19 protein-coding genes are annotated in these 21,388 nt (G+C 67.1%); 7 read left to right on the forward strand and 12 right to left on the reverse strand.

Features of this window, described 5'->3' with window-relative positions; all coding sequences use genetic code 11:
* Positions 1-25 precede the first annotated feature (25 nt).
* Complete coding sequence (locus D1610_RS07190) at positions 26-1,069, reverse strand: sugar phosphate isomerase/epimerase family protein (RefSeq protein WP_118863443.1); 1,044 nt, start codon at positions 1,067-1,069, stop codon at positions 26-28.
* 25 nt (positions 1,070-1,094) lie between these two features.
* Positions 1,095-1,565, reverse strand: coding sequence for a c-type cytochrome (locus tag D1610_RS07195; protein ID WP_245942026.1), 471 nt, complete (start codon positions 1,563-1,565; stop codon positions 1,095-1,097).
* A gap of 18 nt (positions 1,566-1,583) precedes the next feature.
* Here D1610_RS07195 and D1610_RS07200 point away from each other — a divergent pair, with 18 nt between their 5' ends.
* The gene (locus tag D1610_RS07200) at positions 1,584-2,780 is read left to right on the forward strand and encodes a Gfo/Idh/MocA family protein (protein ID WP_118863749.1); all 1,197 of its coding nucleotides are present in this window, start codon (positions 1,584-1,586) and stop codon (positions 2,778-2,780) included.
* 77 nt (positions 2,781-2,857) lie between these two features.
* On the opposite strand, the gene D1610_RS07205 is transcribed toward D1610_RS07200, so the two are convergent.
* Positions 2,858-3,469: a hypothetical protein gene (locus D1610_RS07205; RefSeq protein WP_222926958.1), complete on the reverse strand. Its 612-nt coding sequence runs from the start codon at positions 3,467-3,469 to the stop codon at positions 2,858-2,860.
* A 287-nt stretch (positions 3,470-3,756) separates the two neighbouring features.
* On the opposite strand from D1610_RS07205, the gene acnA reads away from it, so the two are divergent.
* On the forward strand, positions 3,757-6,426 hold the full coding sequence (gene acnA / locus D1610_RS07210) for an aconitate hydratase AcnA (protein WP_118863445.1): 2,670 nt from the start codon (positions 3,757-3,759) through the stop codon (positions 6,424-6,426).
* 15 nt (positions 6,427-6,441) lie between these two features.
* Positions 6,442-6,798 (forward strand): GFA family protein, encoded by a 357-nt coding sequence (locus tag D1610_RS07215; protein WP_484378251.1) that lies wholly within the window; start codon positions 6,442-6,444, stop codon positions 6,796-6,798.
* A gap of 173 nt (positions 6,799-6,971) precedes the next feature.
* On the opposite strand, the gene D1610_RS07220 is transcribed toward D1610_RS07215, so the two are convergent.
* Positions 6,972-8,369 carry an amino acid permease gene (locus D1610_RS07220; RefSeq protein WP_118863447.1) on the reverse strand — a complete coding sequence of 466 codons (1,398 nt, stop codon included), beginning with the start codon at positions 8,367-8,369 and terminating at the stop codon, positions 6,972-6,974.
* A 108-nt stretch (positions 8,370-8,477) separates the two neighbouring features.
* Here D1610_RS07220 and D1610_RS07225 point away from each other — a divergent pair, with 108 nt between their 5' ends.
* Positions 8,478-9,590 carry an isovaleryl-CoA dehydrogenase gene (locus D1610_RS07225; protein WP_118863750.1) on the forward strand — a complete coding sequence of 371 codons (1,113 nt, stop codon included), beginning with the start codon at positions 8,478-8,480 and terminating at the stop codon, positions 9,588-9,590.
* A gap of 4 nt (positions 9,591-9,594) precedes the next feature.
* Here the strand turns inward: D1610_RS07225 and D1610_RS07230 are convergent, their stop codons facing one another.
* Together D1610_RS07230 and D1610_RS07235 are read right to left on the reverse strand one after the other, a co-directional pair.
* Complete coding sequence (locus tag D1610_RS07230; protein ID WP_118863448.1) at positions 9,595-9,930, reverse strand: DMT family protein; 336 nt, start codon at positions 9,928-9,930, stop codon at positions 9,595-9,597.
* Between the two features lie 222 nt (positions 9,931-10,152).
* Positions 10,153-12,186, reverse strand: a complete 2,034-nt coding sequence (locus D1610_RS07235) for a M13 family metallopeptidase (RefSeq protein WP_118863449.1) — start codon at positions 12,184-12,186, stop codon at positions 10,153-10,155.
* A 127-nt stretch (positions 12,187-12,313) separates the two neighbouring features.
* Here D1610_RS07235 and D1610_RS07240 point away from each other — a divergent pair, with 127 nt between their 5' ends.
* Positions 12,314-13,915 carry a carboxyl transferase domain-containing protein gene (locus D1610_RS07240; RefSeq protein ID WP_118863450.1) on the forward strand — a complete coding sequence of 534 codons (1,602 nt, stop codon included), beginning with the start codon at positions 12,314-12,316 and terminating at the stop codon, positions 13,913-13,915.
* Positions 13,916-13,929: 14 nt separating this feature from the next.
* Here D1610_RS07240 and D1610_RS07245 read toward each other — a convergent pair whose 3' ends face one another.
* Positions 13,930-14,364, reverse strand: coding sequence for an endonuclease domain-containing protein (locus D1610_RS07245; RefSeq protein WP_118863451.1), 435 nt, complete (start codon positions 14,362-14,364; stop codon positions 13,930-13,932).
* 80 nt (positions 14,365-14,444) lie between these two features.
* Between D1610_RS07245 and D1610_RS07250 the strand changes: the two genes are divergently transcribed.
* Positions 14,445-14,912: a nuclear transport factor 2 family protein gene (locus tag D1610_RS07250; protein ID WP_118863751.1), complete on the forward strand. Its 468-nt coding sequence runs from the start codon at positions 14,445-14,447 to the stop codon at positions 14,910-14,912.
* Complete coding sequence (locus D1610_RS07255; RefSeq protein WP_118863452.1) at positions 14,909-16,846, forward strand: acetyl/propionyl/methylcrotonyl-CoA carboxylase subunit alpha; 1,938 nt, start codon at positions 14,909-14,911, stop codon at positions 16,844-16,846. Before D1610_RS07250 ends, D1610_RS07255 begins: the two co-directional genes overlap by 4 nt.
* A gap of 120 nt (positions 16,847-16,966) precedes the next feature.
* Here the strand turns inward: D1610_RS07255 and D1610_RS07260 are convergent, their stop codons facing one another.
* From D1610_RS07260 to sufC, 5 genes are all read right to left on the reverse strand, one after another.
* Entirely contained in the window at positions 16,967-17,326 is a 360-nt protein-coding gene (locus tag D1610_RS07260; RefSeq protein WP_118863453.1) for a HesB/IscA family protein, read from the reverse strand.
* A gap of 124 nt (positions 17,327-17,450) precedes the next feature.
* Positions 17,451-17,915, reverse strand: coding sequence for an SUF system Fe-S cluster assembly protein (locus D1610_RS07265; protein ID WP_118863454.1), 465 nt, complete (start codon positions 17,913-17,915; stop codon positions 17,451-17,453).
* A complete protein-coding gene (locus D1610_RS07270; protein ID WP_118863455.1) occupies positions 17,912-19,126 on the reverse strand; it encodes a cysteine desulfurase in 1,215 nt (404 codons plus the stop codon). Before D1610_RS07270 ends, D1610_RS07265 begins: the two co-directional genes overlap by 4 nt.
* Positions 19,127-19,421: 295 nt before the next feature.
* Complete coding sequence (locus D1610_RS07275; RefSeq protein WP_245942027.1) at positions 19,422-20,495, reverse strand: SufB/SufD family protein; 1,074 nt, start codon at positions 20,493-20,495, stop codon at positions 19,422-19,424.
* Positions 20,496-20,643: 148 nt separating this feature from the next.
* Positions 20,644-21,387 carry a Fe-S cluster assembly ATPase SufC gene (sufC, locus tag D1610_RS07280; RefSeq protein WP_118863752.1) on the reverse strand — a complete coding sequence of 248 codons (744 nt, stop codon included), beginning with the start codon at positions 21,385-21,387 and terminating at the stop codon, positions 20,644-20,646.
* Position 21,388 lies beyond the last annotated feature (1 nt).

The raw sequence follows: 21,388 nt of genomic DNA on the forward strand, positions 1-21,388 counted from the left end.
CGCTCCCCTTATGTTTTCGGCGCGCTCAATTCAGGCCCAGCATCGCCCGGTTGAGCGCCGGATCGCTGCCCCCGGCAAAATCGTCGAACGCCTTGTCCGCCTTGCGGATCATATGCGCGGCGATGAAGGGCGCGCCCTCTCGCGCGCCGTCCTCGGGATGCTTCAGGCAGCATTCCCATTCAAGCACGGCCCAGCCCGAATAGCCGTATTGGGTCAGCTTCGAGAAGATGCCCGAGAAATCCACCTGCCCGTCACCCAGCGAGCGGAAGCGGCCCGGCCGGTTCACCCAGTCCTGATAGCCGCCATAGACGCCCGAGCGCCCGGTCGGGTTCAGCTCCGCGTCCTTGACGTGGAACATGCGGATACGCTCGTGGTAAATGTCGATAAAGGCGAGATAATCGAGCGCCTGCAGCACATAGTGGCTGGGATCGTAGAGGATGTTGGCGCGCGGATGATCGTCGACGCCCGCCAGGAACCGTTCGAAGGTCACGCCGTCGTGCAGGTCTTCGCCCGGATGGATCTCATAGGCCAGATCGACCCCGGCGTCGTCGAACGCATCGAGGATCGGCCGCCAACGGCGCGCGAGTTCGTCGAACGCTTCCTCGACCAGCCCGGCGGGACGCTGCGGCCAGGGATAGAGGAAGGGCCAGGCGAGCGCGCCCGAGAAGGTCGCATGAGCATCGAGGCCGAGCCGCCGACTGGCCTTGGCGGCGAGCTTCAACTGCTCGACCGCCCATGCCTGGCGTTCGGCGGGCCTGCCGCGCACCGCCTCCGGCGCGAAGCCGTCGAACGCCACGTCATAGGCCGGGTGCACCGCGACGAGCTGACCCTGGAGATGGGTCGAGAGCTCGGTGATCTCCACCCCTGCCTCGCGGCAGGCGCCGGCGATCTCGTCGCAATAGTCCTGGCTTTCGGCGGCGCGCGCGAGATCGATGCAGCGGCTGTCCCAGGTGGGGATCTGCACGCCGACATAGCCCGCCTCCGCCATCCAGCGCGCGGCGGAGGCCAGCGTGTCGAACGGCGCGGCATCGCCCATGAATTGGGCGAGGAAGACCGCCGGCCCCTTCATCGGGCGCCCCCGGAAGATGCCCGCATCACTTGGCCGTCTGCGCCTTCAGATAGGCGATCAGCACCTTGCGCTTCGCCGGGTCCGGCACCCGAATCACCATGCGCGTGCCAGGAACCATCTTGGTCGGCGCGGCGAGATATTGATCGAGCGTCTTTTCATCCCAGCGGATGTTCGACGCCTTGAGCGCCGGGCTGTAGCTGAACCCGCCGGCAGAACCTGCTTTCCGGCCGAACAGACCGTGGAGATTGGGCCCCATGGTGCTCTTGCCGCCGGCCTGAAGCGTATGACAGGCGCGGCATGCAGCGAAGGCCTGGGCGCCGGGATCGGCGACGGGATGCGCCTGCACGGATGGCGACGGCGCGACTGTTAGCGCAAACACGACCGCCGCCACCGGCGGCAGCCCGATCAAAAATTTCATTATCCTCTCCGGTCTGGAAACGATCGGTCGCCCCATGTAACCGTTCACGGGCGCACGGCGCAACCATTTATCAGACATGGGATGGACAGGATGAACATGAGCGTAACGTCGAAGATCCGCTACGGCATGGCGGGCGGCGGCGAGGGAGCGTTCATCGGCGCGGTCCACCGCATGGCGGCGGCGATCGACGGCGACTATGCGTTGGTGTGCGGGACGTTCAGCAGCGATGCCGGGCGCAACCGGCGAAGCGCAGAGGCGCTCGGCCTCGATCCCGCGCGCGCCTATTCGACGCTCGACGAGTTGCTCGCGGCCGAGGCGGCGTTGCCCGAGGATCAGCGGATGCAGGCGTTGGCGATCGTCACGCCCAATCACCTTCACGCGCCGATGGCGATCGCGGCGCTCGACGCCGGCTTTCACGTTTTTTCCGAAAAGCCGATGGCGCTCAACCTCGATGAGGCGCTGGCGATCGACGCCGCGGTCGCGCGCAGCGGCAAGCTGTACGGCCTCGCCTTCACCTATAGCGGTTACCCGCTGGTCGAGGAGGCGCGGGCGCGTGTCGCCCGGGGCGATTTCGGCGCGATCCGGCTGGTGCAGGTCGAATATTCGCAAGGCTGGCTGAGCCTGCCGATCGATCGCGACGGCAACAAGCAGGCCGAGTGGCGCACCGATCCCGCGCGCGCCGGCCTGGGCGGCTGCCTGGGCGACATCGGTACCCACGCCTTTCAGCTTGCCGAGCATGTCTCCGGCCTTGCGGTCGAGGAACTGAGCGCGGAACTGACCACGCATGTGCCGGGTCGCCGGCTCGACGACGACGTGGCGGCGCTGCTCCGGTTCGGAGGCGGCGCGCGCGGCGTGCTCAAGGCGAGCCAGATCGCCGCAGGGGACGAGAACGGGCTCAGGCTGCGCATCCATGGCAAGAAGGGCGGGCTCGACTGGTCGCAGATGGAGCCCAACACGCTGACGCTTCGCTGGCTCGACCGGCCCGCGGAAATCGTGCGCGCCGGCGGACCGGGGCTTGGCGAGGGGACGCTGGCGCGGCTGCGCACCCCGGCGGGCCATCCCGAAGGCTATATCGAGGCTTTCGCCAACCTTTACCAGAGCTTCGGCCGCGCCGTGCGGATGGGCACAGCGACCCCGCCCGCGCCCGGCGTGGCAGGCTGGTTTCCCGGGATTTCCGACGGCCTCAGGACGATGACCTTCGTCGAGGCGATGATCGAAAACAGCGCCGGCATGGCGAAATGGACCTCGCTCGCCGGCGTCCTCGACAGACGCCGGGCGAACGAGGCCGTCTGAGCGGCCGCGCCCACTCAATATGAAGCGAGCCGCACCTCAAGAAGAGGCGCGGGCTCGCTCATTGCCGATCAGCGGCGTTACTGCGCAGCGCCGTCCGCAGCTGCGGCCGCTGGCGCCGCTTCGGTGGTCGTGGCAGCGGCGCTGGCGCCCGACGCGCCGGCCACCGCCGCGTCGAACTCGGCGGCGGTCATGCCGATGATGATCTTGCCGTCGCGCGCGGCGAAGGCTGCGACGGGCAGGCGCACGTCGCCCTTCGGCGTGGTCACGGTCACCAGGTCGGCGCTCGCTTCCTTGACCGTACCGACCGGGGTCGCGCCCGACTGGCCGTAGATCTGCGCGCCGGCGACGAGCTGGCTCTTGAGCGCCGCCTGGGCGTCGGCCGACGCCGCTTGGGCAGCCGCCTCAAGCTCCACCTTGGTCATGCCGATCGCGGTGCCTTTCTCACTGGTGCCGAACGACGCCGAGGGGATCGCAACCTTGACGGTGCCCGTCGAAAGCGTGACTGCATCGCCGTTCACCGCCTCGATCGTGCCGACGACGCCGCCGGCGGTGTCATATACGGTGGTGCCGACGGTGAGGGTCGGCTTGGCCGGCGTGCTCGCTTGGGCAACCGGGGCGGGGGCGGCGGTCTGCGCGGCCAGCGGGCCGGTGAGCAATGCGCCGAAAGCAACTGTCATTAGCAACTTCATCAAGCGTTCTCCGTAACTTAACAGATATGTTATAAATGCGCGCACCCGAATAGCGCATGAACGAACGCAAAAACCGCGCGGCGGCGATGAAGCGTGCCTTCCGCGCGATGAGACGCCGCAACTCGCGTGCTGCAAACCCGCGGGATCGGCCGCCGACCGCCCCCTTCCCCCGCCCTGCGCCGCTTGCTAAGGCCGCCTCCGAATCTCGCATTCGTTCCGGTGCGCCGCGCGGCCCTCTCCCGCCGCCTCCCCGCCGCGCCGGCATTTTGGAAGGGAAGACCCGCACGATGACCGCACTCGGCCAGGACAGCCTCGGCACCCGCTCCACGCTTTCGGTGGGCGGCAAGAGCCTTGATTACTTCAGCATCGAAAAGGCTGCGGCCAAGCTGGGCGACGTCAGCCGCCTGCCTTTTTCGATGAAGGTCCTGCTCGAAAACCTGCTTCGCTTCGAAGACGGCGAGACCGTCACCGAAACCGACATCCAGGCGATCATCGACTGGCAGCAGGAGCGGCGCAGCGACCGCGAGATCCAGTATCGTCCGGCGCGCGTGCTGATGCAGGATTTCACCGGCGTGCCCTGCGTGGTCGACCTGGCGGCGATGCGCGATGCGATCACCAGCCTGGGCGGCGACGCGGCCAAGATCAATCCGCAGGTGCCGGTCCATCTCGTCATCGACCATTCGGTGATGGTCGACGAGTTCGGCACGCCGCGCGCGTTCGAGGACAATGTCGAGCTGGAGTACCAGCGCAACGGCGAGCGCTACGAGTTCCTCAAATGGGGATCGAAGGCGCTCGACAATTTCAAGGTCGTGCCGCCGGGCACCGGCATCTGCCATCAGGTGAACCTGGAGAACATCGCCCAGTCGGTGTGGACCTCGACCGCCGCGGACGGCGCGACGATCGCCTATCCCGACACCTGCGTCGGCACCGACAGCCACACGACGATGGTCAACGGGCTCGGCGTGCTCGGCTGGGGCGTCGGCGGGATCGAAGCCGAGGCGGCGATGCTCGGCCAGCCGGTTTCGATGCTGATCCCCGAGGTGGTCGGCTTCAAGCTGACCGGCGCGCTCGCCGAGGGCATCACCGCGACCGATCTGGTGCTGACCGTTACGCAAATGCTGCGCGCCAAGGGCGTGGTCGGCCGTTTCGTCGAGTTCTACGGCCCCGGCATGGCGGCGCTGAGCCTCGCCGACCGCGCCACCATCGCCAACATGGCGCCCGAATATGGCGCGACCTGCGGCTTCTTCCCGGTCGATGCGAAGACGATCGACTATATGCGCCTGACCGGCCGCGACGAGGAGACGCTCGCGCTGGTCGAAGCCTATTGCAAGGCGCAGGGCCTGTGGGCCGACCCGAACGTCGAGCCCGTCTTCACCGATACGCTCAAGCTCGACATGTCGAGCGTCCAGCCCAGCCTCGCCGGCCCCAAGCGCCCGCAGGACAAGGTGTCGCTGTCGAAGGTCGACGAGGTGTTCAACGGCGATCTGACCAAGCTCTACAAGAAGGAGGCGCCCGCGCGCGTGCCGGTCTCCGGGCGCGAGCACGACATCGGCGACGGCGATGTGGTGATCGCCGCGATCACCAGCTGCACCAACACCAGCAACCCCAGCGTGCTGATCGCCGCCGGCCTGGTCGCGCGCAAGGCGGTGGCCCTCGGCCTCAAGCCCAAGCCGTGGGTCAAGACCAGCCTCGCGCCGGGATCGCAGGTGGTCACCGACTATCTCGACAAGGCGGGGCTGACCGCGGACCTGAACGCGATCGGCTTCAACCTGGTCGGCTATGGCTGCACCACCTGCATCGGCAATTCGGGGCCGCTGGCCGAGCCGATCTCCAACGCGATCAACGGCAACGACATCGTCGCCGCCTCGGTGCTGTCGGGCAACCGCAACTTCGAGGGTCGCGTCTCGGCCGACGTGCGGGCCAATTTCCTCGCCTCTCCGCCCCTGGTCGTCGCCTATGCGCTGAAGGGCACGGTGACCGAGGACATGATCGAGACGCCGATCGGGCAGAGCACCGAGGGCGCCGACGTGTACCTCAAGGATATCTGGCCCTCGAACGACGAGGTGCGCGCGCTGATCGACGCCAATATCGATTCGGGCATGTTCCGCGCCCGCTACGCCGACGTCTATAATGGCGACGACAAGTGGCGCGCGATCGATGTCGCCGGATCGGACACATACACCTGGCGCGCCGGCTCCACCTACATCGCCAATCCGCCCTATTTCGAAGGCATGACGATGACGCCCGCGCCGGTGCGCGACATCATCGAGGCGAAGCCGCTCGCGATCCTGGGCGACAGCATCACCACCGATCACATCTCGCCCGCGGGCAGCATCAAGGCGGACTCGCCCGCCGGCACCTTCCTGCAGGAGCATCAGGTCAGCCGCGCCGATTTCAACAGCTATGGCGCGCGGCGCGGCAACCATAACGTGATGATGCGCGGCACCTTCGCCAATATCCGCATCAAGAACGAGATGGTCCCCGGCGTCGAGGGCGGCATGACCAGCTACAAGGGCGAGACCATGCCGATCTACGACGCCGCCATGCGCCACAAGGCGGACGGCACCCCGCTGATCGTCATCGCCGGCAAGGAGTACGGCACCGGATCGTCGCGCGACTGGGCGGCGAAGGGCACTAATCTGCTCGGCGTGCGAGCGGTGATCACCGAAAGCTTCGAGCGTATCCACCGTTCCAACCTGGTCGGCATGGGCGTGCTGCCGCTGCAGTTCGCCGACGGCGTGACGCGCGAGACGCTGAAGCTGGACGGCAGCGAGACCTTCACCATCATGAAGGTCGCCGAAATCCGCCCGCGTCAGGACGTCGAGGTCACCCTCACCCGCGCCGACGGCACGGTCGAGACGTTCCAGACCAAATGCCGCATCGATACCGTCAACGAGCTGGAATATTTCCTCAACGGTGGCATCCTGCAATATGTGTTGAGGAAGCTGGCGGCATAACGGAAAGGCGGGTTCATGGAGGCACAATGCCATTGCAGGGCGGTGCGCATAACCACCCCTGACCTGCCCGCCTATCTGACCGTCTGCAATTGCTCGATATGCACCAAGCTCGCCACGCGCTGGGTCTATTTCGCTCCCGATGAGGTCGAAATCGATGCACCGCAGGATGGCCTCTCATCCTATGTCCGCAGCGACATCGAGCCGCCCTGCCTGGCCCTCTGGCGATGCGCGCGGTGCGGCTGTGTGACCCATTGGCTGCCGATCGGCGACACGCCGACGGACCGCATGGGGATCAACGCCAATCTGTTAGACCCGGCGGCGATCGAAGGGATCGAGGTCCGCCGGGTCGACGGGCGTTCTTGGCCGCTCTAGCCCGGATCGGCATTTCGTTCTTGGAGGGAATCACCGCTCTCTCCACCGTCACCCCGGACTTGTTCCGGGGTCCATCGTGCCGCCAGCGTGGCGTTCACGCCTCCTCCAATAAGTCCGGGGTGACGGCAGATTTATATGGTCCGGGTGCCACAGCGCCTAAATGTCGATCCGCTTTAGGTCGCCAGCGCCCGCCGCCGCGCATAGAGGAAATAGACCGCCAGCCCCGCCACGTTCCAGATCAGAAACCACAGCTGCGTCTTCACCGGCAGGCTGATGAACAAATAGGCGCAGCCGAGGATCGCGATGCCGCCGACCACCCAGGGCAGCGGAGTGCGGAAGGTGCGCGGGGCGTCGGGCGCGCGCCTCCGCATGATTAGCATGCAGACCGATACCGCGGTGAAGGCCGCCAGCGTTCCGGCATTGGCCAGCGCCGCCAATTCGCCCAGCGGCACCACGCCTGCGAGGATCGCGACGATGACCGCGGTGAACAGCGTGATCCGAACCGGCGTGCCGCGCGATGATACCTTCGCCAATCCGGCGGGCAGCATTCCGTCACGCGCCATGGTGAAGAAGATGCGGCTCTGGCCGTAGAAGAAGGCGAGGATCACCGTCGGCAGCGCGATCACCGCCGAGGCGGCGAGATAGGTCGCCGCCGCCGGCTGGCCGAGCTGGCGCAGGATCAACGCCAGCGGCTCGGGCGAGTTGGCGAACTGGGTATAGGCGACCGCGCCTACCGCAGCCGCGGCGACCGCCATGTAGATGACGACGCAAGCAATCATCGATCCGACGATGCCGATCTTCAGGTCGCGGTCGGGATTCTTCGCCTCCTCCGCCGCGGTTGCGATCGCATCGAAGCCGTAAAAGGCGAAGAAGATGATCGCCGCCGCCGCCATCACCCCGCGCTCGACGCCGTCATCGGCGATGCTCTTGCCGAAGCCGAATGGGCTGAACGGCTCGAAATTGGCCGGATCGAAATAGGGGAGCGCGACCGCGACGAACACCACCAAAGCGGCGATCTTGACCAGCACCAGGATGGCGTTGACCGTCGCGCTCTCCCGCGTGCCGAGGATCAGCATGCCCGCGACCACCGCGATGATCGCGATCGCCGGCAGGTTGACGATGCCGCCCAGCTCTGGCCCTTGCATCAGCGCCATCGGCGCGCCGATCCACGCCTGCAGCAGCGGCGCGGCATAGCCCGACCAGCCGACCGCGACCGCCGACACCACCAAGGTGTATTCGAGGATCAGGCTCCACCCGACGATCCACGCGATCAGCTCCCCGATCACGACATAGCTGTAGGTATAGGCGCTTCCGCTCGCGGGGATCATCGTCGCCATCTCGGCATAGGCGAGCGCGGCGCAGGCGCAGATCAGCCCGGCGATGGCGAAGGAGAGGATTACCGCCGGCCCAGCCTTGTCCGCGCCCACGCCGATCAGCGTCAGGATGCCCGTGCCGACGATCGCGCCGACGCCCAAAGCGATCAGATGCGGCCAGCTGAGCGTACGGGCGAGGACGTGCTCGCCCTCCCCCGGCTCGGTCGTGATCGTCTTGCGGCGTAACAGACTGGACATTGGCACCCCCGGTTCGCTCGTTTAGGACGGCTCGTAACAGACGAGACGATCACTTAGGAGACGCAATTGACCGCGAACCTCGATTTCGCGCTCGGCGAGAATGCCGACATGATCCGCGAGACGACCGCGCGCTTCGCCGCCGATCGCATCGCCCCGCTCGCCGCGAAGGTCGACGCGGAGGACTGGTTCCCCCGCGATCTGTGGACCGAAATGGGCGCGCTCGGCCTGCACGGCATCACCGTGCCGGAGGAGGATGGCGGGCTCGGCCTCGGCTATCTCGAACATGTCATCGCGGTCGAGGAGGTCAGCCGCGCCTCCGCCTCGGTCGGTCTTTCCTACGGCGCGCATTCGAACCTGTGCGTCAACCAGATCCGCCGCTGGGCCAATCCCGAGCAGAAGGCCAAATACCTGCCCAAGCTGATCTCCGGCGAGCATGTCGGCAGCCTCGCCATGTCCGAAGCGGGCGCGGGATCGGACGTCGTCGGCATGAAGCTGAAGGCCGATGCCGTCCAGGGTGGCTATGTCCTCAACGGCACCAAATTCTGGATCACCAACGCAGCCTATGCGGACACTTTGGTGGTCTATGCCAAGACCGGCGAGGGCAGCCGCGGCATCACCGCCTTCCTGATCGAAAAGGACATGCCCGGCTTCTCGATCGGCCAAAAGATCGACAAGATGGGCATGCGCGGATCACCCACCGCCGAGCTGGTGTTCAACGATTGCGAGGTTCCGGAAGAGAACGTCATGGGGCCGGCCAATGGCGGCGTTGGGGTGCTGATGTCGGGGCTCGACTACGAACGTGTCGTGCTGTCGGGCATCCAGATCGGCATCATGCAGGCCTGCCTCGACACGGTCGTGCCCTATGTCCGCGAGCGCAAGCAGTTCGGCAAGCCGATCGGCAGCTTCCAGCTGATCCAGGCCAAGGTGGCCGACATGTACGTCGCGCTCAATTCGGCGCGCGCCTATGTCTATGCGGTGGCCAAGGCATGCGATGCCGGCAAGACGACGCGCTTCGACGCGGCGGGCGCGATCCTGCTGGCGAGCGAAAATGCCGTGAAGGTCTCTCTGGAAGCGATCCAGGCGCTGGGCGGCGCGGGATATACCAAAGACTGGCCGGTCGAACGCTATATGCGCGACGCCAAGCTGCTCGACATCGGCGCGGGCACCAACGAGGTCCGCCGCATGCTGATCGGCCGCGAGCTGATCGGGGCGGTTGGCTAGCGGCTCACCGTCCAATGAACAGGAAGCCGACGCCGCCCATGATACAGGCGAAGGCGGCCAGGTGGCGCCAGTGCAGCGGCTCGCCCAGCACCGTCACCATGAACACGCCGAACACGACCAGCGCGATCGCCTCCTGCGTGATCTTGAGCTGGCCCGGCGTCCAGCCGCTCGCATAGCCGACGCGGTTGGCCGGCACCGCGAAGCAGTATTCCACCAGCGCGATCGCCCAGCTGATTAGGATCACGACCAGGATCGGCTTCTCCATCCCGCCTTTCAGATGCCAGTACCAGGCGATCGTCATGAAGATGTTGGAGATGAGCAGCAGGATGAAGGTGGTCATGCTTGGCCTCGCCGGATTGCCTGAGGCGGCCTCTGGCGATGCGGGGGTTCGGGCGCAAGCGGTGTAACGAAGGCAGCGAAATACCTCCCCGAGATGGGGAGGGTGACAATGCGCAGCATGGTGGAGGGGGAGCGCCATCAACGCTGCGCCAGCGGCCGCCCCCGTCCACCACGCCGCTTCGCGACGCGGTCCCCCTCCCCGTGCCGGGGAGGTATTGTGAGCCTACCAGACCCTGACCCGCGCCTCCGGCTCCAGGTACAGCTTCTCGCCCGGCTTCGCCCCGAAGCTCGTGTACCACGCGTCGAGATTGCGCACCGTCTCCGCGCGCCAGCGGCCGGGGGAGTGGCCGTCCGCCGCGATGATCGCGCGCAGCGTCGCCTCGCGGGTCTTCTCGCGCCGGCTCTGGGCATAGGCGAGGAAGAAGCGCTGGTCGCCGGTCAGCCCGTCGATCACCGGCGCGGGCTTGCCGCCCAGCGAGGCGTGATAGGCGTCGTACGCCGCCGCCAGCCCGGCCAGGTCGGCGATGTTTTCGCCCAGCGTCAGCTCGCCGTTGAGGTTGAGCCCCGGGAACGCCTCATAGGCGTCATATTGCTTCACCAGCGCGTCGCCCGCCTGCTTGAACCGCGCCATGTCGGCCTCGGTCCACCAGTTGCGCACGCGCCCGTCGGCGTCGAAATCGGCGCCGAGATTGTCGAAGCTGTGGCTCACCTCATGGCCGATCACCGATCCGATCGATCCATAGTTGAACGCGGGGTCCGCCGCCGGATCGTAGAAGGGCGGCTCCAGGATGCCGGCGGGAAAGTTCATCGCGTTCTGCAGCGGCAGGAACACCGCATTCACCGTCTGCGGCGACATCCACCATTCGGCCTTGTCGACCGGCTTGCCGATCTTCGCCAGCTGATGGCGATACTCGAACTCGCCCGCGCGCCAGGCGTTGCCGAAGGCGTCGCCCGGCTTGACCTCGAACGATGCATAGTCGCGCCACGTCTCTGGATAGCCGACGCCGACGATCAGCGTCTCGATCTTGCGCCGCGCCTCGGCCTTGGTCGCCGGCGCCATCCAGTCGATGCCCTGCAGCCTCTTGTCGAACGCCGCCTTGATGTTGGCGACCATCGCCTCGATGTCCGCCTTCGACTTCGCCGGGAAATGCTTCGCGACATAGATCCGCCCGACCGCGTCGCCCAGCGCGCCGCTGGTCGCGGAGATGGCGCGCTTGTCGCGCGGGCGCGGCTGCTGCGCGCCCGACAGCACCTTGCCGTAGAAGCCGAAGCGCAGATCGTCATAGGCCTTGGGCAGCACGCCGGCGAAGCGGCTGGCGATGTGGAACTTCATCCAGTCCTTCCACACCTCGATCGGCTCCCTGCCGACCAGCGCGGCGATCTTCGTCGTCGGCGCCGCGTGCCAGGCGATGAACTGCTGCTGCTCGCCCAGCCGTGCCCCTTCGAAGAAGGCGTCCCAGTCGATCCCCGGCGCCTTGGCGGAGAAGTCCGCGCGGCTCCAGCCTTCCGCCTTCTTCGCGTCCTGCGCCTCGACCGCGGGCAGGTGCGCCTGGGCGATCTTCGTCTCCAGCGCCATGATCCGCGCGGCGCGCGCATCGGCGTCGCTCCAGCCGAGCTGCTTGAGCATCGCCGCGACATAGCCCTGATAGGCGGCGCGCACCTTCGCCATTTCGGGCGCATCGGACAGGTAATAGTCGCGCTCTGGCATCCCCAGCCCCCCCTGCAGCAGATAGGGCACCGTCACGGTCGGGTCCTGCAGCGCCTGCGACACGAATATGCCGAACAGATTCTCGGTCCAGAAATTGGTGGCGTTCAGGGGGTCGGCATCGGCGCGCATCGACGCGCCCAGCGCCAGCGACAGCGCGCGCCGGTCGGCGATCCGGTCGATCGCGGCGAACGGCGCCTTCAGCGGCTCGGTGCCGCGCCGCTCGATCGCCGCGGTGTCCCGATAGGCGGCATAATAGTCGGCGATCTTCTGCCCGTCGGCGCCCGCCTCGGCCCTGCCCTCACCCTTGGCGATGATGTCGATGTTGCGCTGCTCGACCAGCTGGGCGACGGTGACGAAGGTGCCGATGCTGGTGCGGTCGGCCGGGATCTCGGTCCGCTCGCGCCAGCCGCCATTGGCGTAGATGTCGAAGCTGTCGCCCGGCTCCGCTGTCTTGTCGAGCCCTTCCAGGTCGACGCCGACGGTGCCGGTCTGGGCGAAGACGGGCGCGGTGGTCAGCAGAAATAGTGTCAGCAGAAACGAACGGCGCATGGGAAAACCCTTCTCGACAGGTGTGTGACGTGAGCGCTACACCCGCACCCGCGTGCGGGCCAGCGCCTTTCCTTTCGCCGATCGTGTGGCTAGGCGGATTCCGCAAGAACGAACAAATGGAGAGGGCATGAGCGGACCGGTGCTGGATACCAGGCTATCGGCCGAGAGCGAGGGATTCCGCGCCAATGCCGCCCATAACCGCGCGCTGGCGGCGCAGCTCCGCGCCGACGTCGCAAAGGCGGCGCTGGGCGGCAACGACAAGGCGCGCGAACGTCACACCGCGCGCGGCAAGCTCCTCCCCCGCGACCGTGTCGGGTGGCTGCTCGATCCTGGCTCGCCCTTCCTTGAGATCGGCCAGCTCGCCGCTTGCGACATGTATGGCGGAGAGGTGCCCGGCGCGGGGATGATCGCCGGCATCGGCCGCGTCTCGGGCCGACAGGTGATGATCGTGTGCAACGACGCCACGGTGAAGGGCGGCACCTATTATCCGATGACGGTCAAGAAGCATCTCCGCGCGCAGGAGATCGCCGAGGCCAACCGGCTACCGTGCATCTATCTGGTCGACAGCGGCGGGGCGAACCTGCCGCACCAGGCCGAGGTGTTCCCCGACCGCGACCATTTCGGCCGCATCTTCTTCAATCAGGCCAACATGTCCGCGCTCGGCATCCCGCAGATCGCCTGCGTGATGGGCAGCTGCACCGCCGGCGGCGCCTATGTGCCGGCGATGAGCGACGAGAGCGTGATCGTGCGCAATCAGGGCACCATCTTCCTCGCCGGGCCGCCGCTGGTGAAGGCCGCGACCGGCGAGGAGATCAGCGCGGAGGATTTGGGCGGCGGCGATCTCCATGCCAGGAAATCGGGCGTGGTCGATCACCTCGCCGAGAATGACGAGCATGCGCTCACCATCGTCCGCGACATCGCCAGCCACCTCCCCGCCAACCGTGTGCCCGACATCGCGCTCAAGGACCCGCGCCCGCCCAGGTTCGATGCCGAGGACCTCTACGGCATCATCCCGCAGGATGTCCGCGCGCCCTATGACGTGCACGAGGTGATCGCCCGGCTGGTCGACGGCAGCGAGTTCCACGAATTCAAGGCGCTCTACGGATCGAGCCTGGTCTGCGGCTTCGCCCATATCTGGGGCATGCCCGTCGCGATCCTCGCCAACAACGGCGTGCTGTTCAGCGAGAGCGCGGTCAAGGGCGCGCACTTCATCGAACTTGCCTGCCAGCGCCGCGTGCCTTTGCTGTTCCTCCAGAACATCTCCGGCTTCATGGTCGGCGGCAAATACGAGGCCGAAGGCATTGCCAAACATGGCGCAAAGCTGGTGACGGCGGTCGCGACGGCAACTGTCCCCAAGGTGACGATCCTCATCGGCGGCAGTTTCGGCGCGGGCAATTACGGCATGTGCGGCCGCGCCTATTCCCCGCGTTTCCTGTTCGCCTGGCCCAACAGTCGCATCAGCGTGATGGGCGGCGAACAGGCCGCGAGCGTGCTCGCGACGGTCCACCGCGACGCCGACGGCTGGACGCCGGAACAGGCCGAAGCCTTCAAGCAACCCATCCGCGACGACTACGAAGCCCAGGGCAACCCCTGGCATGCGACGGCGCGCTTGTGGGACGACGGCATCATCGACCCGGCGCAGACGCGCGACGTTCTGGGCTTGGCCTTCGCGGCATGCCTCAACGCGCCGATCCCCGAGACGCCGAGGTTCGGCGTGTTCCGGATGTGATGGAGAAGCATATCCTAAAATTCCTCCCCGAGCTTGTCTCGGGGAGGGGGACCGCCCGGCGCAGTCGGGTGGTGGAGGGGCAATCGCGAACGCGCGTTGGCCACGATCCCTCGTACAACGGAATCCAAATCTCGCAAAACTTCGAGGGCGGGGATGCGCATCGTCTCGATGCCGAACTGCGCGAACCACGCATCGCGTACGGCGTCGCGAACCGGCCGGTCGCCGCGCGAATGCGCCTCTCCGTCAATCTCGATCGCCAGGCGTGCGTCGCCGCAATAGAAATCGAGCGTGCAATTTCCGCTCGGATGCTGCTTGCGAAACTTGAGCCCGTCGGGCCGCTCGCGCAGGACTCGCCACAGAAGAACCTCGGGCAACGTCATCTCTCTGCGAAACTTCCGCGCCCGTTTGACGCCGCCCGGCTTCGGCTTCGGCGCAACATCTTTGAACATCGCAATAGCCCCTCCACCATGCTTCGCATGGTCCCCCTCCCCGAGACAAGCTCGGGGAGGAATTGAAGAAGGAATGCGTCATGCGCCTTAGCCTCCTCCTCCCTATCCTCCTCATCGCCACCCCCGCCGCCGCGCAGGATCACGCCTCGGCAGAGGACTCCGCCGCGGTGCTCAAGACCATCGACGCGATGTTCGCCGCGCTCACCGCGAAGGACGAGGCTGGTATCCTCGCCGTCACCGATCCGGCCGGGAAGGCCACCGGCACCACCGGCACCGATGCCGGCGAGCATCGCATCAGCCACATCGACTGGGCCGGATTCGCCAAGCGGCTCGCAGCGATCCAAGGCGTTCCGGTCGAGCGCAACATCGATCCGCACGTCCATGTCGACGGCGACATCGCGATGGTGTGGACGCCCTATGTGTTCACATTGGACGGCAAATTCTCCCACTGCGGCACCAACCATTTCGACCTGGTGCGCAAGGACGGTGCGTGGAAGATACTCAACGTCACCTGGACCCAGCGCAAGACGGGTTGTCCCGGCCAGTGATCCAATCGCTGCTGATCGCCAATCGCGGCGAGATCGCCTGCCGCATCATCCGCACGGCGCGGGCGATGGGGGTGCGCACCGTCGCGGTCTATTCGGACGCCGACGCCAAGGCGCTGCATGTGCGCCAGGCCGATGAGGCGGTGCATATCGGCCCGTCCCCGGCGCGCGAAAGCTATCTGGTCGGCGACAAGATCATCGCAGCCGCGAAGCAAACCGGCGCGGAGGCGATCCATCCCGGCTACGGCTTCCTATCCGAGAACGCCGATTTCGCACAAGCCGTGATCGATGCCGGGCTGGTCTGGGTCGGCCCCGCCCCCGACAGCATTCGCGCGATGGGGCTGAAGGACGCCGCCAAGGCGCGCATGATCGCTGCGGGCGTGCCGGTCACCCCCGGCTATCTCGGCGAGGATCAGTCGCCCGAGCGGCTGCAGGCGGAGGCCGACGCGATCGGCTATCCCGTCCTCATCAAGGCGGTCGCGGGGGGCGGCGGCAAGGGGATGCGGCGGGTGGAGAGCGCCGCCGACTTCGCCGATGCGCTCCTGAGCTGCCAGCGCGAGGCCGCCTCCTCGTTCGGCGACGATCGCGTGCTCATCGAGAAATACATCCTCTCGCCGCGCCATATCGAGGTGCAGGTGTTCGGCGACGCGCACGGCAACGTCGTCCACCTGTTCGAGCGCGATTGCAGCCTCCAGCGCCGCCACCAGAAGGTGATCGAGGAAGCCCCCGCTCCCGGCATGGACGAGGCGACGCGGGAGGCGATCTGCGCCGCCGCCGTCCGCGCCGCCAAGGCGGTCGACTATGTCGGCGCGGGCACCATCGAGTTCATCGCCGACGCCAGCGATGGGCTGAGGGCGGACCGCATCTGGTTCATGGAGATGAACACCCGCCTGCAGGTCGAGCACCCGGTGACCGAGGAGATCACCGGCGTCGATCTGGTCGAATGGCAGTTGCGGGTGGCGTCGGGCGAGGTGTTGCCCAAGCGGCAGGATGAACTCAGCATCGACGGCTGGGCGATCGAGGCGCGGCTGTATGCGGAGGATCCGAAAATCGGCTTTCTACCTAGCACTGGCCCGCTGACGCATGTGATGCTGCCGGACCACCAAGTCCGCGTTGATACCGGCATCCACGAAGGCGGCGCTGTCACGCCGTTTTACGATCCAATGATTGCGAAGCTTATCGCCACCGGCAACGATCGCCCCGCCGCCATCGATCGATTGAGGAAGGCTTGTGAAACGACCGCCGTCTGGCCGGTCAAGACGAACGCCGCCTTTCTTGCCCGCTGCTTGGCCAATGAGCAGTTTCTGGCAGGCACGATGGATACCGGCTTACTGGCGGCCAGTGCTGAGATGCTGATTCCGCCCAATGACGTTCCCGATGCCGTCCTTCAGGCCGGCGCTATGGCGATCACGACAAGATCATTGGGTGTAACTCCCCATCAGATTGGTGACACGCTGATTGGCGGTGACCTCGCTGCGGCGACACCGTGGACAGGTGCGTTCGGTTTTCGGCTCAATGCCGTGCCCCAACGTGTGATACATCTGCTAGCCGACGGGCACCTTGAAAGTGTCCAGATCGACAATCCCTGGGGTCAGTTGGACGCATGGGTCGAGCTGGCCGACGATATGATCCTGAGCGGCGTGAACGATGGCCGTGTGTTCGCGATTTCGGAAGCGCGCGCTGCTGGAACCGCCACCGGCGCCGCCGCCGACGGCGCGATCCTCTCCCCCATGCCGGGCCGGATCATCGCGGTGGAGGTGGCGGCCGGCGCTTCGGTCGCCAAGGGGGAGAAGCTCGTCACGCTGGAGGCGATGAAGATGGAGCATTCGCTCGTCGCGCCGTTCGACGGCGTCGTCGCGGAGCTGAATGCGGAGACCGGCGGCCAGGTCAGCGAAGGGGCGCTGCTGGTGCGGATCGAGCGGGCGGAGGAGGAATAGCCACAATCTCGTCGCCCCTGCGCAGGCAGGGGCCGCTGGATTTGTGGCACAATCAACGCCGAGTATGCCGACAGCGGCCCCTGCCTGCGCAGGGGCGACGGGCAATTCGTTCCCGCGCCGTCAAACCGTGAAACTCTCCCCGCACCCGCACGCGCCCTTGGCGTTGGGGTTGTTGAACACGAAGCCGGCGGCGAATTCGTCCTCGACCCAGTCCATCGTCGATCCGATGAGGTAGAGGACCGACGCGCCATCGACGAAGAAGCTGCCGCCCGGCGTCTCGATCCGTTCGTCCATCGGGTTCGCGGCGGTGACATAGTCGACCGAATAGGCCAGCCCCGAGCATCCCCGGCGCGGCGTGGAGAGCTTCACTCCGATCGCGTCGGCGGGCGCCTTGGCCATCAGATCGGCCACGCGCTGTTCGGCGGCGGCGGTCAGGATGATCGCGGCAGGGCGGGAGCGGAGCGTGGTGGCGGTAGTCATTCCCAATCCTTCCCCGTTCGTGTCGAGCGCAGTCGAGACACCGCGCCCAGGAACAGGTTTCTCGACTTCGCTCGAAACGAACGGCCTTCTTCAAACTCGATCAAAGTAGCACTTTGATCGAACCTCACAGCATCCCCAGTTCGAGCCGCGCCTCGTCGGACATCTTCTGCGGGTCCCAGGGCGGGTCCCAGACGAGGTTGACCTCGGCATCGCCGACGCCCGGCACCGCGCCGACGCGCAGCTCCACCTCGGCGGGCATCGATTCCGCCACCGGGCAGTGCGGCGTGGTCAGCGTCATCGTCACCACCGCATGGCCGGCGTCGGTGACCTCGACATTGTAGATCAGGCCGAGGTCGTAGATGTTCACCGGAATCTCGGGATCATAGATGTCCTTCAGCGCGGCGATGATCCCGTCATAGACTTCCTCGCCCGGCTCGCCGGCGGGCAGCTCGGCGGGCCTGGCCTTCAGGAAGCCTTCGAGATAGTCGCGCTTGCGTTCGAAGGTGTCACGGGCGTCCTCGACGCGCGCCTTGGGCGGCGGCGCCACGGCGTCCACTTCCTCGACCGAAATTTTCGTCTGCTCGTTCACCCGAATATCCTCGTGACCCGTTCGATCCCGCGCACCAGCGCATCCACATCCGCCGCGCCGTTATATACCCCGAAGCTCGCCCGCGCGGTCGCCGGGACGCCCAGCGCCTCCATCAGCGGCTGGGCGCAGTGGTGGCCGGCGCGGATCGCCACCTGGCTTTCGTCCAATATGGTGCCGATGTCGTGCGGGTGCACCCCCTCCACCGCGAAGCTGACGATGCCGGCCGATGTCTCCGGCCCGAACAGCCGCACCGAATTGATCTGCGACAAGGCGTCGCGCGTGCGGGCGACCAGCGCGGCTTCGTGCGCGTGAATCGCATCGAGCCCGATCGCCTCGACATAATCGATCGCGGCATGCAGCCCGAGCGCACCGACGATATGCGGCGTCCCCGCCTCGAACCGCGCGGGCGGCGGGGCGTAGGTGGTGCCGGCGAACGACACCCGGTCGATCATCGCGCCGCCGCCGTGCCAGGGCGGCATCGCCTCCAGCAGATCGGCCCGCGCCCACAGCACGCCGATGCCGGTCGGGCCGTAGAGCTTGTGGCCGGAGAAGACGTAGAAGTCGCAATCGAGATCGCGCACGTCGACGGCCATGCGCGGCACCGCCTGGCAGCCGTCGAGCAGGAGCTTCGCCCCGACGGCATGGGCGATGCCGGCCGCGCGGCGGGCATCGAGCACCGACCCGAGCACGTTCGAGACATGCGCCAGCGCGACCAGCCTGTGATCGGGTCGGATCATCGCCGCCATCGCGTCGAGATCGATGCGGTGATCGTCGGTCAGCGGGACGACGTCGATGGCGACGCCGATCTTCTCCGCGATCAGCTGCCACGGCACGATGTTGGAATGATGCTCCAGCGTCGAAAGGAGGATGCGGTCGCCCGGCTTCAGCTGGTTCGCCGCCCAGGCCTGCGCGACGAGATTGATCCCCTCCGTCGCGCCGCGCACGAAGACGATCTCGCTCGCCGAGGCCGCGCCGATGAACCCCGCGACCCGCTCGCGCGCCGCCTCATAGGCGATCGTCATGTCGGCCGAGCGCGCATAGACGCCGCGATGCACCGTCGCATAGGTCGTGTCGTAGGCGCGCGTGATCGCGTCGATCACCGGGCGCGGCTTCTGCGCGGTGGCGGCGGTGTCGAGATAAGCCCAGCCATCGGGTATCGCCGGGAAATCGGCGAGGGTGTCGAGCGGGCGGGTGGCGGTGAGGACGGTCATGCGCCGCTTCCGAGTCGCGCCGTACCCGACATTCCAAAGGTGAGGAAAGTGAGGACACGCACACCCTGGCTTCCCCACCCCCGCGACTGGAAAATAGGCGTGGCGGGGCGGGAGGATTGCGAGAACATAACGGGATCATACTGGATGCGGCCCATGTAGGACAGCGCCGATGTATGAACGCCGTGTTCGTCACCCCGGACCTGTTCCGTGTCCGCCCGACGGATCGCCGCTTGTGGCACGATGGACCCCGGAACACGTCCGGGGTGACGGTGGGGGTTGGGAAAGGTTTTGGCCATCACAACCCCGCCAGCCATGCATCGGCATCGGCGGCGAAGGTTTCGCGCACCTTCTCCTCGCCGATCCGGTCGAGCGCATCCGCCACGAAAGCCCGCGTCAGCAGCGCCCGCGCCCGCGCGGGTTCGATACCGCGCGATTCGAGATAGAACAGCGCGCGCGCGTCGAGCTCGCCCACCGTCGCGCCGTGGGCGCATTTCACGTCGTCGGCGAAGATTTCGAGCTCGGGCTTCAAATTCACCGTCGCGCTGCGCTGGAGCAGCAGGCCGCGCAAGCTCTGCTCGCCATCGGTCTTCTGCGCGTCGCGCGCGACCTCGACGCGCGCGGCGAGGCTGGCGGTCGAGGCGTCCGCCGCGACCGCGCGCCAGATCTGGCGCGACTGGCCCGAAGGCTCGGAATGGCGCACCACCACCGCCGCCTCCTGCCGCTGCTTGCCGCGGGTAAGCAGCGCGCCGCCCATCTCGGCGAAGGCGGCCTCGCCAATGCAATCGATATGCGCGTCGATGCGGCTGTCGGCCCCGCCCGCGCCGAGCATGATCGCGACGTGGCTGGCGCCCTCGCCGACCCGCACCTCGTCGCGGAGCGAGACGAAGCCCGAATCCTGCAGCAACCGCACCGACCGCATCAGCCGGGCCGAACGGCCGAGGCTGATCGCGGTGAGGCGGTTGGACCAGCCGGCGCCGATGAAGGTCTCGACCACGTGCGCCACCGCATCGTCGGCCAGCGCGATCCGGGCGGGCAGATGGCTGGCGCCGCCGGTGGCGATGTGGACGATCTCGACGGGATCGGCCACGGCGTCGGCGGCAAGGGTCAGCGTCCAGCCTTCGCCCGTTGCGAGACGGCCGAGCGGGTGGCCGGTCGCCGCATCGACGGCGCCGAGCGCGACGCGGCCGGGGTCGCTGGCCGCGGCGTCGAACACGCCATCGACGAAGACGAGGTGCGGACCGCCGAGCCCGATCCAGCGCGGCTCGGGGCGGATCGCCGTGGGCGCGGCCTCGGCCAAGGCGGGCAAGCGGGACAGGTCGGCCCAGCGCCAGGCTTCCTCGTTGCGCGCGGGGAGGACGAGGGTGGTCACGACAACACCTCCCCGGCACGGGGAGGGGGACCGGCCGCAGGCTGGTGGAGGGGTTTTGGAGCGCGGTAAGCTGTCCGCCCGGACAACCCCTCCACCATGCTTCGCATGGTCCCCCTCCCCGTTCCGGGGAGGTATTGAAAGGTCATCCTCACGCCGCCACCGCTCCGTATCCCTCGCGCTCCAGCTCGTGCGCCAGCTCCGCGCCGCCAGAGCGGGCGATGCGGCCGTCGGCGAGGACATGGACGAAGTCCGGCTTCACATAATCGAGCAGCCGCTGGTAATGGGTGATCAGCAGCACCGCCTTGTCCTCGCCACGCATGATGCGGTTGATGCCGTCGCCGACGACGCGCAGCGCATCGATGTCGAGGCCGCTGTCGGTCTCGTCGAGGATCGCCAGCCTGGGGCCGATGATGCCCATCTGGACCATCTCGTTGCGCTTCTTCTCGCCGCCCGAAAAGCCGACATTGACCGGGCGCTTGAGCATGTCCTGCGGCATCGCCAGCGCGTCCGCCTGCGCGCGGGCGAGCTTGAGGAACTCCGCGCCCGACAGCGCCGCCTCGCCCCGGCCTTTCCGCTGCGCGTTCAGCGCCTCGCGGAGAAACTGGACGTTGGACACGCCGGGAATCTCGACCGGATATTGGAAGCCGAGGAACAGCCCGGCGGCGGCGCGCTCGTGCGGTTCGAGGGCGAGGAGGTCCTGCCCGTCGAACATGACCGATCCCTCGGTCACCTCATAGCCGGGCCGCCCGCCGAGGACATAGCCCAGCGTCGACTTGCCCGCGCCGTTGGGCCCCATGATCGCGTGCACCTCGCCCGCGTTCACGGTGAGCGAGAGGCCCTTGAGGATCGGCTTGCCGTCGACTTCGGCGTGGAGGTTTTCAATCTTGAGCATG

The sequence above is a fragment of the Sphingomonas gilva genome, from assembly GCF_003515075.1.
Classification (GTDB): Bacteria; Pseudomonadota; Alphaproteobacteria; order Sphingomonadales; family Sphingomonadaceae; genus Sphingomonas; species Sphingomonas gilva.